At 49.5% G+C, this 16,489-nt stretch carries 1 protein-coding gene (cut by a window edge); it reads left to right on the top strand.

The genetic code is table 11. The features are described from left to right. A protein-coding gene (locus HYN49_RS00135; protein WP_245892305.1) for an Ig-like domain-containing protein crosses the window boundary here: on the top strand, window positions 1-16,489 show its 3' portion. It extends 1,211 nt beyond the left edge of the window; the window shows 16,489 of its 17,700 coding nt (coding positions 1,212-17,700); the start codon falls outside the window, past its left edge; its stop codon occupies window positions 16,487-16,489.

The raw sequence follows: 16,489 nt of genomic DNA, 5'->3' as shown, positions 1-16,489 counted from the left end.
CGATACGATCGACTATACCCCGAATGCTAACTTCAACGGATCGGACTCGTTCACATACACCATCACCGATTCAAACGGTGATACGTCAACCGCTACGGTGAACGTGACCATCGCCCCTGATGCCCCTGGTACTGACGTGCCTGTAGCTTCAAATGATACGGCGAACGTTACAGAGGACCAATCGGTGAACATCCCTGTACTTGCCAATGATACCTTCGGACCTGACGGACCATCAACCGGAGCGATCGTGATTGCCACGCCTGCTGCAAACGGAACGGCTACCGTAAACAACAACGGAACACCGAACGACCCGACCGACGATACGATCGACTATACCCCGAATGCGAACTTCAACGGATCGGATTCGTTCACATACACCATCACCGACTCAAACGGCGATACTTCGACCGCTACGGTGACCGTGACCATCGCCCCTGATGCGCCTGGCACTGACGTGCCTGTAGCTTCAAATGATACGGCGAACGTTACAGAGGACCAGTCGGTGAATATCCCGGTACTAGCCAACGATACGTTCGGACCTGACGGACCATCAACCGGAGCGATCGTGATTGCCACGCCTGCTGCGAACGGAACGGCTACCGTGAACAACAACGGAACACCGAACGATCCGACCGACGATACGATCGACTATACCCCGAATGCGGACTTCAACGGATCAGACTCGTTCACCTATACCATCACCGATTCAAACGGTGATACATCTACAGCTACAGTGAACGTGACCATCGCCCCTGATGCGCCTGGCGTTGACAGCCCATTGGCTGTCAATGATACGGTTACGACAGGTGAGGGCTTCGGAGTTACAGTGAGCGTGCTTGTAAACGACAGCTTCGGTGCTGACGGCCCATCAGTTGGTGCGATCACTGCAGGCCCTGCTGCAAACGGCAGCGTGAGCGTGAACACTAACGGCACGCCGAACGATCCGACGGACGATACGATCACTTACGTGCCTAACCCGAACTATAACGGCACCGACAGCTTCACTTATACGATCTGTGATGCTGACGGTCAGTGCGCTACGGCTACAGTGACTGTAACGGTTACCCCAGACAGCCCATTCAACGATGCGCCATTGGCGGTGAACGATACTGCCAGTACCAATGAGGATACGGCTGTTGTGATCACGGTGCTTACCAACGACGACTTCGGCGGCGACGGACCTGGTGTCGGGCCTATCATCGTTACCCAAGGCCTTCACGGCACGGTATCGGTGAATACCAACGGCACGCCTTTCAACCCGACCGACGATACGGTTACTTATGTGCCAAGTGCGAACTATAACGGCAGCGACAGCTTCACTTATACGATCACGGACAGTGACGGCCAGACCTCGACTGCTACGGTTACCATTACGATTATTGCCGATAACCCTACCTTCGATACCCCAACGGCCTCTGCCGATACAGCGGGTGTTGCTGAAGGCGGCTCTGTGGTGATCAACGTTACTGCCAATGACGACTTCGGTGGCGACGGCCCATCGGTAGGAGCTATCACGATCGGGTCTAACCCATCGAACGGTATTGCAGTTGTGAACAACAACGGCACGCCGAACGATCCGACGGACGATACTGTGACCTATACCCCTGGCGCGGACTTCAACGGTGTTGACAGCTTCACCTACACGATCTGTGATGCTGATGGTCAATGCTCTACGGCTACGGTTACTATCATCGTAACGCCTGACAACCCGACCCTTGATATGCCGGCAGCGGTTAACGATACGGCCACTACCGCTGAGGATACGGCGGTTATCATACCGGTGCTTCTAAACGACAGCTTCGGCGGTGACGGTCCATCATCGGGATCCATCAGTGTGACGCAAGGTGCCAACGGTACCGTTACGGTGAACAACAACGGTACGCCTTTCAACCCGACCGACGATACGGTTACCTATACCCCGAATGCGAACTTCAACGGTGTAGACAGCTTCACTTATACTATCTCTGATGCGGACGGGCAGACCTCGACCGCTACGGTTACGGTAACTGTAACTGCTGATGCGCCAGGTGTTGATATGCCGACCGCAAACAACGATACGGTCTCAGTACAGGAGAACACGCCTGTGACGATCAGCGTGCTTGCCAATGACAGCTTCGGTGGCGACGGCCCATCTGTAGGTGCGATCACTGTGACCCAAGGTTCTAACGGAACCGTTACGGTGAACACCAACGGTACGCCTTCTGATCCAACCGACGATACGATTACGTATACTCCTGCCACGGACTTCAATGGTGTTGACAGCTTCACCTACACGATCTGTGATGCGGATGGACAGTGCGCTACGGCTACTGTTACCGTTACGGTCTCTGCCGATGATCCAAACGCGGACTTCCCAGTAGCGCAGCCTGATACTGCAAACACTGTTGAGGAGGTTGCCATCAGCATCCCGGTACTTGCCAACGACAGCTTCGGTGGTGACGGCCCAGGCGTTGGTCCTATCACGGTGACGCAAGGCACTAACGGTACGGTTACGGTGAACAACAACGGCACACCTAACAACCCTTCTGACGATACTGTTGTCTATACCCCGAACGTGAACTTCAGCGGTACGGATAGCTTCACATACACGATTGCCGATGCGGACGGCCAGACTTCTACGGCTACCGTTACGGTAACGGTTACCCCAGGTGACCCTAATGCTGACTTCCCTGTGGCGGCGAACGATACGGCGAGCATCATTGAGGATACCCCTGTGACTGTAAACGTACTTGTGAACGACAGCTTCGGCGGCGACGGCCCATCTACAGGAGCCATCGTTATCGCTTCGAACCCATCTAATGGTATTGCCACGGTGAATACCAACGGCACGCCAAACGATCCAACGGACGATACCATTACATACACCCCGAATGCGAACTTCAACGGCTCTGACAGCTTCACTTATACTATAGCTGATGCTGACGGACAGACATCGACTGCTACGGTGAGCATCACCGTTACGGGTGACAACCCGCTTACCGATATGCCATTGGCGGTGAACGATACGGCCACTACGGCAGAGGATACCCTTGTGAATATCACGGTGCTTACCAATGACAGCTTCGGCGGTGACGGCCCATCCTCGGGCTCTATCGCTGTGGCGAGCCAGCCATCGAACGGTGTTGCCGTGGTACTGAACCAGGGTACGCTGAACGATCCTACCGACGATACGATCACGTATGTCCCTAATGCGAACTTCCACGGAACCGACAGCTTCACCTATACCATCACCGATGCTGACGGGCAGACTTCTACGGCTACTGTTACCATTACGGTGACTGCGGATAATCCTGCAACCGATATGCCTGATGCCAATGACGATACATATGCTACGGCTGAGGATACGCCAATTACGATGAACGTTCTTGGCAACGACAGCTTCGGCGGTGACGGTCCTTCTGTAGGCGCTATCACTGTGACGCAAGGTGCCAACGGTACCGTTACGGTGAATACCAACGGAACACCAAACGATCCGTCTGACGATACGATCACCTATACCCCGAATGCGAACTTCAACGGAGCCGACAGCTTCACCTATACGATCTGTGATGCCGACGGCCAGTGCTCGACTGCTACGGTGAACATCGGTGTGATGCCGGACAACCCATTGAACGATGCCCCTGTGGCGGCCAATGACAGTGTGACGATCACCGAGGGCAACAACGTAAACATTGCGGTACTTGCCAACGACAGCTTCGGCGGTGACGGCCCATCCAACGGCGCGATCTTCGTAGGTGCTACGCCATCCAACGGTATCGCCACGGTGAACCTTAACGGTACGCCGAACGACCCTACCGATGACTTCATCACCTATATCCCTAACCCAGGCTTTAACGGTAGTGACAGCTTCACGTACATCATCGAGGATGCTGACGGACAGCAGTCTACGGCTACGGTGACAATCACCGTGACGCCAAACGACCCTACTGCGGACGTTCCTTCGGCCAACAACGATGTTGTGACCACTGCCGAGGATACCCCTGTGGTGATCGGGGTGCTTGTCAATGACTTCTTCGGCCTTGACGGACCATCTACCGGTGCTATCGTGATCCAGTCGCAGCCTGTACACGGTACGGCGATCGTGAACGATAACGGTACGCCGAACAACCCGACCGACGATACGATCACATATACGCCAAGCGCCAACTACCATGGCAACGATACGTTCAACTATACGATAGCGGATTCCAACGGCGATACGGCCACGGCTTCCGTGAGCATCACGATCACCGCTGATGCGCCTACGGTTGACATGCCATTGGCAGCGAACGATACGGCCACTACCGATGAGGAGCTAGCCGTGACGATCAGCGTGCTTGCAAACGACAGCTTCGGTGGCGACGGCCCATCTACCGGTGCGATCGCTATCGCTTCGACCCCATCTAACGGTGTGGCCGTGGTGAACACCAACGGTACGCCGAACAACCCTGCCGACGATACGATCACCTATACCCCGAACGCTAACTTCAGCGGTACGGACAGCTTCACCTACACGATTGCCGATGCGGACGGACAGACCTCGACCGCTACGGTAACGATCACCGTGAACGCCAACGATCCTTCAGCTGACTTCCCGGTAGCTGCCAATGATTTTGCCTCTGCCACAGAAGACACCCCTGTTACGATCAGCGTGCTTGCCAACGACAGCTTCGGCGGCGACGGACCATCTACGGGAGCCATCACGATCGCTATGGGCGCCTCTAACGGTACTGCTACGGTGAACAACAACGGGACACCGAACAATCCGACGGATGATACCATTACCTATACCCCGAATGCGAACTTCCACGGCAACGATGTGTTCACTTACACAATCGCTGATGCCGACGGACAGACTTCTACTGCGACAGTGTTCGTGAACGTGGCTGCGGATGCCGATACGGCAGATGCTCCGACTGCGGTGAACGATACCGCTACGGTGAGCGAAGACCAATCGGTGAGCCTCCCTGTACTTGTAAACGACAGCTTCGGCGGCGACGGGCCGTTCGCAGGACCTATCTTTGTGATGACCCAACCATCCAACGGTGTGGCTGTGGTGAACAACAACGGTACCCCGAACAACCCTCTTGACGATACGATCACCTATACGCCTAATGCGAACTTCAACGGATCAGACAGCTTCACTTATATGATCCTTGATGCCGACGGGCAGGCCGCTACGGCTACTGTGACCATTACCGTTACCCCAGATGCGCCGACTGCAGATATGCCATTGGCAGTGAACGATACGGCCACTACCGGTGAGGATACCCCTGTAAGCGTACTTGTGGTGCTCAATGACAGCTTCGGTGGTGACGGGCCATCGGCCAGCGCCATTGTTGTGGCCAGCCAGCCATCTAACGGAAGTGCTGTGGTGAACAACAACGGTACGCCAAGCAACCCGACCGACGATACGATTACCTATACCCCGAATGCGAACTTCTTCGGCACGGACAGCTTCACGTACACCATCTTTGATGCCGACGGACAGTCCTCTACGGCTACTGTGACCATCACGGTTAGCCCTGATGCGCCTGGTGCTGACGTACCTGTTGCGGTTAACGACCTTGCAACGGTTACCGAAGACCAATCCGTGGTTATCCCTGTTGTTGCCAACGACAGCTTCGGAGGCGACGGTCCTGGTGTGGTTCAGATCGTTGTGGCGAGCCAGCCATCTAACGGAAGCGCCGTAGTGAATACTAACGGTACGCCATCTGACCCAACCGATGACACGGTTACCTATACCCCGAATGCGAACTTCAACGGATCGGACTCGTTCACTTATACTATAGCTGACTCAAACGGCGATACTTCGACTGCGACAGTGAACGTGACGATTAATCCTGATGCCCCTGGTGCTGACAGCCCATTGGCTGTTAATGATACGGCTACTGCAAATGAGGATAGTTTTGTCGTGATAAATGTGCTTGTAAATGACAACTTCGGTACTGACGGACCATGTGCCTGTGCAATTACTGTAACCCCTGCAGCAAACGGTGCTGTGGTGGTGAATAATAACGGTACACCGAACGATCCTACCGACGATACGATCACTTACACGCCTAACCCGAACTTTAACGGAACTGATCAGTTCAATTATACTATCAGTGATGCCGATGGGCAGACCTCGACTGCTACGGTTACCATTACAGTGAATCCTGATTCTCCGTTTAATGACACGCCAACAGCTGTGAACGATACGGCAACGACTAATGAGGATACTGCGGTAATCATCAATGTGCTTGTAAATGACAGTTTTGGTGGTGATAATGCCGGTGTAGGACCAATTACTGTTACACAAGGTGCTAATGGTACCGTAACTGTAAACACTAACGGCACGCCATTCAACCCGGCTGACGATACGGTTACCTATACGCCAAATGTGAACTTTAACGGAACTGACACGTTTACTTATACTATTGCTGATAGTGACGGACAAACATCGACTGCTACAGTGACTGTAACAATCAACGCAGACAGCCCGACCTTCGATACGCCTACGGCAGTTGCAGACATTGCTGCGGTGGCAGAAGACTCATCAATAGTGATTCCGGTAATTGTAAATGATAATTTCGGAGGAGACGGACCATCATCATCACCAATTGTACTTGCATCAACACCAACAAACGGTAATGCTGTAGTGAATGATAATGGTACACCGAATAATCCTACGGATGATACAATTACCTATACCCCGAATCCGAATTTCAACGGAATCGACAGTTTCTGTTATACCATTGCTGACGCAGACGGACAGACTTCAACAGCTTGTGTAACGGTTACCGTAACTCCGGACAATCCGATTGCTGACCAACCGGTAGCTGCAAATGATGTGGCAAATACCCAGGAAGATACACCAGTAACGGTGACTGTCCTTGCCAACGATACATTCGGTGGTGACGGTCCATCTGCAAGCCCGATTTTGGTCACGCAGCCAACCAATGGTACGGCAGTTGTGAATACAAATGGTACGCCTACAAACCCAACTGATGATACCGTTACGTATACCCCGAATGCAAACTTCAATGGAACCGATACGTTTACGTATACCATTACAGATGCAGACGGACAAACGTCGACAGCTACAGTAACAATAACAATTACTGCAGACAGCCCGAGTATTGACATGCCAACTGCTGTCAACGATGCTGTAACTGTACAGGAAGGTACACCAACAACGATCAATGTACTTGTCAACGACAGTTTCGGAGGTGACGGACCGGGTGTCGGACCAATCGTGATTGCTACACCTGCCTCAAACGGTACGGCTGTGGTAAACAATAATGGTACGCCAAACGATCCTACTGACGATACGATTGTTTACACACCGAATGCAAACTTCAATGGTGTGGATACATTCTGCTATACCATTGCCGATGCTGACGGACAGACTGCTACTGCTTGTGTGAACGTTACCGTTACACAGGACGATCCTAATGCAGACTTCCCTGTAGCGCAGCCTGACACGGCTACTACAACGGAAGATGTTGCAGTCACTATTCCTGTATTGACTAATGATGACTTCGGTGGTGACGGCCCAGGTGTAGGTCCAGTTGTAATTTCAACTCCTGCTACCAGCGGAACTGCAGTGGTAATTAATAATGGTACGCCTAACAATCCGACCGATGATACCATATTGTATACACCTAATCCGAACTTCCATGGAACTGATACCTTCTGTTATACTATCAGCGATGCGGACGGACAAAGTGCTACAACTTGTGTAACGGTTACTGTTAACCCTGATGCTGATACAGCAGACTTCCCTGTAGCGCAAAATGACTCATCAACTACTGCTGAAGACGTTGCGGTTACTGTGAATGTACTTGTGAATGATAACTTCGGCGGCGACGGACCATCGACCGGTGCTATTGTGGTTGCCACAATACCTGCAAATGGTATCGCCACGGTAAACAATAATGGAACGCCGAATAATCCTACTGATGATACCATTACGTATACACCGAATGCAAACTTCAATGGTACAGATTCATTCACATATACTATTGCTGATGCTGACGGACAGACTTCAACTGCTACCGTAACGATTACGATTACTGCAGACAATCCGTTGAATGATGTTCCGGTTGCAGTGGATGATACGGCAACAACCAATGAAGATACTTCGGTTACTGTAAGCGTGCTTATTAACGATAACTTCGGAGGTGACGGACCTACTTCAGGAACAATCCTTGTAGCTTCACAGCCTGCAAATGGTACTGCAGTTGTATTGAATGCGGGAACAATCAATGATCCTACGGATGATACCATCTTGTACATCCCGAACGCGAACTTCCACGGAACAGATGCATTTACATATACTATTACTGATGCTGACGGACAAACATCCACAGCTACCGTAACAATCACTGTGAATCCTGATAACGTGGCAATTGACCAACCAGATGCGAATGACGAAACTGTTTCGACACCTGAAGACACGCCAATTACCGTAAACGTACTCAGCAATGATACCTTCGGTGGTGACGGACCAGGAGTTGGACCAATCGTCATTGTGACACCTCCGGCAAATGGTATTGCAGTTGTAAATGTGAATGGTACGCCTAACGATCCGACTGATGACACAATTACATACACACCAAATCCGAATTACAACGGATCTGATGCTGTTGTCTACACGATTACCGATGCCGACGGACAAACTGCTACGGCTACGCTGTTCATAGCAATCACTCCTGATAATCCGCTTAACGATGTGCCGACTGCTGTAGATGATTCTGTGTCATTGACAGAAGGTAACAGTGTTAATATCGCGGTATTGGCCAATGACAGCTTCGGCGGTGACGGCCCATCGAACGGAGCCATTTTCGTGGGCACTACGCCATCAAACGGTATCGCTACGGTGAACCTGAACGGTACGCCGAATGATCCTACGGATGATTTCATCACGTATATCCCTAATCCGGGTTATAACGGACCAGACAGCTTCACATACATCATTGAGGATGCCGACGGACAGCAGTCTACGGCTACCGTAACGATCAACGTAACGCCTAATGATCCTAACGTCGATGTTCCATCTGCGAATAACGATACAGTAACTACTGCAGAAGATACCCCTGTGGCAATCAATGTGCTGGTGAATGACTTCTTTGGCCTTGACGGACCGAACTCAGGTACCATCCTGATCCAGTCGCAGCCAACGCATGGAGATGTAGTAGTAAACAATAATGGTACGCCGAACGATCCTACAGACGATACGATTACGTATACGCCTGATGCCAACTACCATGGCAACGATACGTTCAACTATACCATCACTGATTCGAACGGTTCAACGGCTACGGCTTCAGTGAATATCACCATCACGCCTGATGCACCGACAACCGATGCGCCGCTGGCTGTGAATGATACTGCAACGACTAATGAAGAGCAACCTGTAACCATCAGCGTGCTTGGAAATGATGACTTCGGTGGTGACGGGCCATGCGCATGTGCAGTAGTAATTGCAAGCGGGGCCTCTAACGGTGTTGCTGTATTGAATAACAACGGTACTCCGAATAACCCTGCAGACGATACGGTGACTTACACGCCGAATGCAAACTTCAGCGGTACGGATAGCTTCACTTACACCATTACTGATGCCGACGGACAGACTTCGACAGCTACGGTGACTATTACCGTGATTGCAAACGATCCGACAATCGACCAGCCATCTGCTGTAAATGATGCCGTATCAACGCTTGAAGATACACCGCTAACAATCAATGTCCTTGTTAACGATAACTTCGGAGGCGACGGACCATCAAGTACGCCAATCGTGATTGCATCCAACCCATTAAGCGGTACAGCAGTTGTAAACACGAACGGTACGCCGAACAATCCTACGGACGACACGATTACGTATACCCCGAACGCGAACTTCTGTGGAAACGATGTCTTTACTTACAGCATTTTTGATGCTGACGGACAATCTTCTACGGCCTTCGTAATCGTGAACGTAATCTGCGACCAGACAGATGTTCCGGTTGCTGTAAACGATGTGGCTACTACTGTTGAGGATACTCCGGTTACGGTCAATGTACTGGCCAACGACAGCTTCGGAGGTGACGGACCATTCGCTGGAGCGATAGCGATTACCACACAACCATTACACGGTAGCGTAATTGTTAATAATAACGGTACGCCAACCCAGGCTGATGATACGGTAACCTATGTTCCGAATCAAAATTACAATGGAACAGACAGCTTCTGCTATACGATCAGGGATGCTGACGGACAAACCGCTACGGCTTGCGTAACGGTTACCATCACACCGGATACGGTTACGGCTGATGCTCCATTAGCAGTGAATGATTCGGCTACGACCCTGGAAGATACGGCCGTAAATATCAATGTACTTGTGAATGACAACTTCGGAGGTGACGGCCCATCTAACGGTGCTATCGTAATGAATACTCAGCCTTCTAATGGTATCGCTGTTGTAAATGACAACGGTACGCCATCAGATCCTACTGATGACTTCTTCACGTACACGCCGAATGCGAACTTCTTTGGAAGCGACAGTTTCACTTACACGATTGCTGACGCAGATGGACAAACTGCTACTGCAACCGTGACCATTACAGTGACAGCTGACAATTCAGACGTTCCAACTGCTGTTGACGATACTGCAACGACACCACAAGATACACCTGTGACTGTAAACGTTCTTATCAACGATACTTTTGGTGGTGACGGAAAGGGCAACGTACAGATTATTACGAGCCCGATTGTTGTTCAGGGAACCCCGCTGTTGGCACCATCAAACGGTACCATCGTGGTGAATACGAACAACACGCCGAACGATCCTGCAGACGATACGATTACGTATACGCCAAATGCCGGTTTCGTTGGCACTGATTGCTTCGAGTACCTCATTACTGATGCTAATGGTGATACAGACAGGGCTACTGTATGTATAACAGCCAGCGGAGTTAACCAATTGCCGGTTGCTGTGAATGATACTGCGACGACTAATGAAGACAATGCTGTGACAATCAATGTGGTTGCAAACGACAACTTCAATACCGACGGACCATCAGTTTCAGGACCTGTTGTTATTGCTACGACTCCTGCAAACGGTAATGTAACAGTGAATGACAACAACACGGCAACACAGGCTGATGATACGGTAACTTATACGCCAAATGCAGATTTCTGTGGAACTGACAGCTTCACTTACACTATTGCGGATGCTAATGGCGACACGTCTACAGCTACTGTAACAGTCACTGTGATTTGTGTGAATGATCTGCCGGTGGCTGCTGACGATGCTGCAACTACTAATGAAGAAACTGCAGTAACCATCACAGTACTTGCCAATGATACCTTCGGTGGTGACGGACCAAACGTGGGCACCATCATTGTAGCTACGCAACCATCAAACGGTACAGCGACGTTGAACACTAACGGTACGCCGACAAATCCAACTGATGACACCATTACTTATGTACCGGCTGTAGACTTTGTTGGAACAGACAGTTTCACTTATACTATAATAGATGCTAATGGCGATACGTCAACTGCAACAGTAACAATCAATGTTATCAATGTACCTAACGATGTCCCATCGGCAGTGAATGATGCGGCAACCACTAATGAAGATAATGCGGTAACAATCAATGTACTTACAAATGATAGCTTCGGTGGCGACGGACCATCAGTTTCCGGACCGATAGTTATTGCTTCGAACCCAGCGAATGGTGCTGTAGCTGTTGATGATAATGGTACTGCAACACAGTCTGATGATACCGTGGTTTATACGCCAAATGCGAACTTCTGTGGAACTGACAGCTTCACATACACTATTGCAGATGCTGACGGACAGACTTCTACGGCTACAGTTACAATTAACGTAACTTGTGATGGCAACGATCTTCCGATTGCAAATGATGATAGCGCAGTAACCCCTGAGGATACGCCAGTTATTGTCAATGTATTGGCAAACGATACCTTTGGCCCTGACGGACCTAACGTCGGAACAATCGTAGTGGCTTCACAACCTGTCAATGGTACAGCTACCCTGAATGTTAACGGTACACCATCAGATCCTACGGATGATACGATCATCTACACGCCAAATGCGAATTACTGTACTGCAGGCGGTACTCCTGACAGCTTCACATATATGATTACTGATGCTGATGGAGATACTGATATTGCAACGGTTACAGTGACGGTTACTTGTGATACGAATGACCTGCCGGTTGCTTTGGATGATGCTGCCACAACCAATGAGGATACTCCTGTAGTGATTGCAGTACTGACGAACGACAACTTCGGTCCTGACGGTGCTTCAAGTACTACAATTGTTGTCGCAACACAACCTGCCAACGGTACTGCAACAATGAATGACGGTGGTACGCCAAACGACCCAACGGATGACACGATTACGTACATTCCGAATGCAGACTACTGTAACACGGCTGGTACGCCTGATAGTTTCACATATACTATTGCTGATGCGAATGGTGATACTGCTACGGCTACAGTTACAATTAACGTGACCTGTGACGGTAACGATGTTCCCGATGCAATTGATGATGCTGCTTCAACCCTTGAGGACACTGCGGTTACTATCGATGTGTTGACAAACGATACCTTCGGCCCAGACGGACCAAACACAGGATCTATCATTGTAATGACGCAGCCTGCAAATGGTACTGCCGTTGTGGATATGAATGGTACGCCAACAGATCCGACGGATGACACGATCGTCTACACACCTAATGCAAATTACTGTAACGAGAACATTGCTCCTGACAGTTTCACTTATTTGATTGCTGATGCTGATGGAGATACTGATATTGCAATGGTTACAGTGACTGTCACATGTGACAATACAGAATTGCCGGTTGCTTTGGATGATGCTGCAACAACAAACGAGGACACTCCTGTAGTGATTGCGGTGTTGACCAACGACGACTTCGGTCCTGACGGTCCTTCCAACACCCCAATCGTTGTGGCAACACAACCTGCAAACGGTACTGCAACCGTAAATGACGGTGGTACGCCAAACGATCCGACTGATGACACAATTACATATACGCCAAATGCAAATTACTGTGGCGCGGACAGCTTCACTTATACCATCGCTGATGCAAATGGTGATACTGCTACCGCTACTGTAACCGTAGATGTGATTTGTGATGCTGTACCTACAGCAGTTAACGACACTGCCACAACAACTGAAGGTACTCAGGTACAAATCCTGTGGCTAGGAAATGACAGCTTCGGTGCTGACGGACCAAGCCTAAGCACAATCGTAATCGCATCTGACCCTGCAAATGGTACAGTGATTGTAGACAATAACAATACCCCTACACAAGCTGACGATATGGTTACTTATGTACCAAATGCAGGCTTCTGTGGAGTGGATACTTTCACTTACACTATTTCAGATGTTGATGGTGATTCTGCAACAGCAACAGTAACAATTACAGTGGCTTGTGACCAGTTCCCTGATGCCACAGATGAAGCTGTTACAACCAATGAGGATACGCTGATTGATATTGATGTGTTGTCGAACGATAGTTTCGGAGGCGACGGACCAAACACAGGTTCAATTATAGTAGTAGATGCACCATTGCATGGTACTGCTGTTGTGGATACTCATGGTACGCCAACAGATCCGACGGATGACACAATCGTCTATACGCCTGCTGCGGACTATTGTAATACAGGTGGCCCGACAGACAGCTTCACTTACCTGATTGCTGATGCTGATGGCGATACCGCTAACGCCACTGTAACCATTGTAGTGAATTGTATCGATGAGTTCCCAACCGCTGTGGCAGATGCTGTAACGACTAATGAGGACAATGCGATCACAATAGACGTATTGGATAATGACGACTTCGGAAACGATGGAAAAGGTACTGTAGCCGTGATTGTTGCTACACAGCCAGCAAACGGTACGGCGACATTGAATGACGGAGGTACGCCAAATGATCCGACAGATGATACCATCACGTACACGCCAAACACCAACTACTGTAACACTGCAGCTACTCCTGACAGTTTCACATATACGATTACTGATGCTGACGGCGATACGTCTACAGCTACGGTTACTATAATCGTTAATTGTGAAAATGATGTGCCGCTTGCCGTGAATGATGCCGTGACTACAGCTGAAGATACTGCTGTAACCATCAGTATACTTGGTAACGACAGCTTCGGTGGGGACGGACCATCAATAATGCTTCCAATCACAACTACAAACCCATCAAACGGTACGGTAACGGTGAATGACAACGGTACGCCAACCCAGGCGGATGATACCATTACGTATACTCCGAATGCAAATTACTGTGGTACTGACAGCTTCACTTACACCATTGCAGACGCAGATGGTAATACGTCAACTGCAACAGTCAATGTGACCATCACTTGTAATCCGAATGATGTGCCGCTTGCGGTAGATGATACGGCTGTAACAGACCAGAACTTACCAGTCGTAATCACTGTATTGGGCAACGATACATTCGGTGGAGACGGTCCTTCAACGGCTGGTCCGATAACAATCGCTACATCTCCTGCAAACGGAACCGTAACAGTAAATGATAACGGAACCGCGACACAGGCTGATGATACGGTCACTTACACACCAAACCCTGATTACAGTGGACCTGACAGCTTCCAGTACACCATTACTGATGCTGATGGACAAACGTCGACTGCAACAGTGACCATCACAATAAACGTTACAATCCATCCTTCAATCAAACTGAAGAAAACAGCTGTAACCAATGATGTGAATAATGATGGACAAATCGGTGCGGGTGATACGATCACTTACACATTCGAAGTGACAAACACAGGAGACGTATTGCTGAATAACGTAAGCATTAGTGATCCGACTATATCGTTAAACCCGATAACAGTTCCATCACCATTGACTCCTGGTCAGGTTGTGAGTGTTCCTTTCACATACACTATAACACAAGCTGATGTGAATGCAGGACAGGTCGTGAACACGGCTGTGGTTTCAGGAACTACTCCTGGAGGAACAACCGTAACGGATACTTCGGATAATGATGGTGATGATACCAACGGTGGTGATACGCCTACTGTAACGCCAATCCCAATGAACCCTGAATTAGAATTCATCAAAACAGGGGTTTACGTTGATGACAATGCAAACGGTATCGTAGATACAGCTGATACTGTTGTATATACCTTCGTAATCAGGAATACAGGAAACGTAACGGTAACCAACATCCTGATAAACGATGCCTTGACAGGAACGGTATTAGTACCGCTTACGCCATCAACATTGAACCCTGGGGAATCAGGTACTATGACACCAGTTGTTTACCACATCAATCAAACGAACATCAATGCAGGTCTGGTGATCAACTCTGCTTCTGTAACCGGTAGCGATCCTAACGGAGATACAGTTTCAGATGTGTCGGATGAAGGTGTTGCTGCAAATGGTGACGATAACCCAACCATTGTATACCTTGGTGTTCCTAAGTTAACGCTGATTAAAACTGCCAGCGTAGGAGGTACCGGAGCTGTAGGTGATACCATCACTTATACATTCCAGGTAACCAATACAGGAACAGGTTCTATCAGTAACATTGTCATCAATGATGCAAGGATTGGCGTGGTGAATCTCGCGATTGCACCGGCAACTTTAGCACCAGGTCAGGTTGGTACCGTAACTGCTCCGTACGTGATCACCGCCGCGGATATGGCAGACGGACAAGTGGTGAACACTGCAGTAGCTACTGGAACTAATCCTGAGGGAGGTGTTGTAAGTGACGATTCGGATAATGACGGTGTTGGTGAAAATGACCCAACTATCGTAATCCTGCAAGAGTCAAGCGATATCCAAATCGTGAAAACAGGATCGTTCATTGATACCAATGAGGATGGTTTTGCACAGGTTGGCGAAGAAATCGTTTATACCTTTACAGTAACCAATACCGGATTGACGACCCTGTATAACGTTACAGTGAGCGATCCGCTTCCAGGTGTAATCCTTGATAACAATGGTATTATAGGTACTATAGCTCCTGGAGGAATCGCAACACTGTTAGGACATTACTTCCTTACTCCTGAAGACATTACACGAGGCAGTGTAACCAACCAGGCATCTGTAAGAGGTTATAGCCCAAGTGGTGAGGAGATTGCTGTGGACGTTTCGTCTGATATCAACGATGTGGATGAAGAGCCAACTATTATCGAGTTCGACGGATGTACGATTAAAGTTTATAACTTAGTATCGCCGAATGGAGACGGATTCTATGAGGAGCTTTACATCCAGGGCATCGTTTGCTTCCCAGACAACACGGTAGAGATTTACAACCGTTGGGGTATATTGGTTTATGAAACCAAAGGCTATGACAATACGACCAAAGCGTTCAGGGGCGTCTCTGAAGGCAGGGTAACAATAGACAAGTCCGCCGGATTACCTGAAGGAACCTATTACTGGGTCATCAAGTATAAAGATGGTGTGAATACGAGAGAGAAAGCTGGATTCTTACATTTAACCCGATAA

The sequence above is a fragment of the Flavobacterium pallidum genome (assembly GCF_003097535.1).
Classification (GTDB): domain Bacteria; phylum Bacteroidota; class Bacteroidia; order Flavobacteriales; family Flavobacteriaceae; genus Flavobacterium; species Flavobacterium pallidum.
This window is presented reverse-complemented; position numbering and strand designations above follow the sequence as displayed.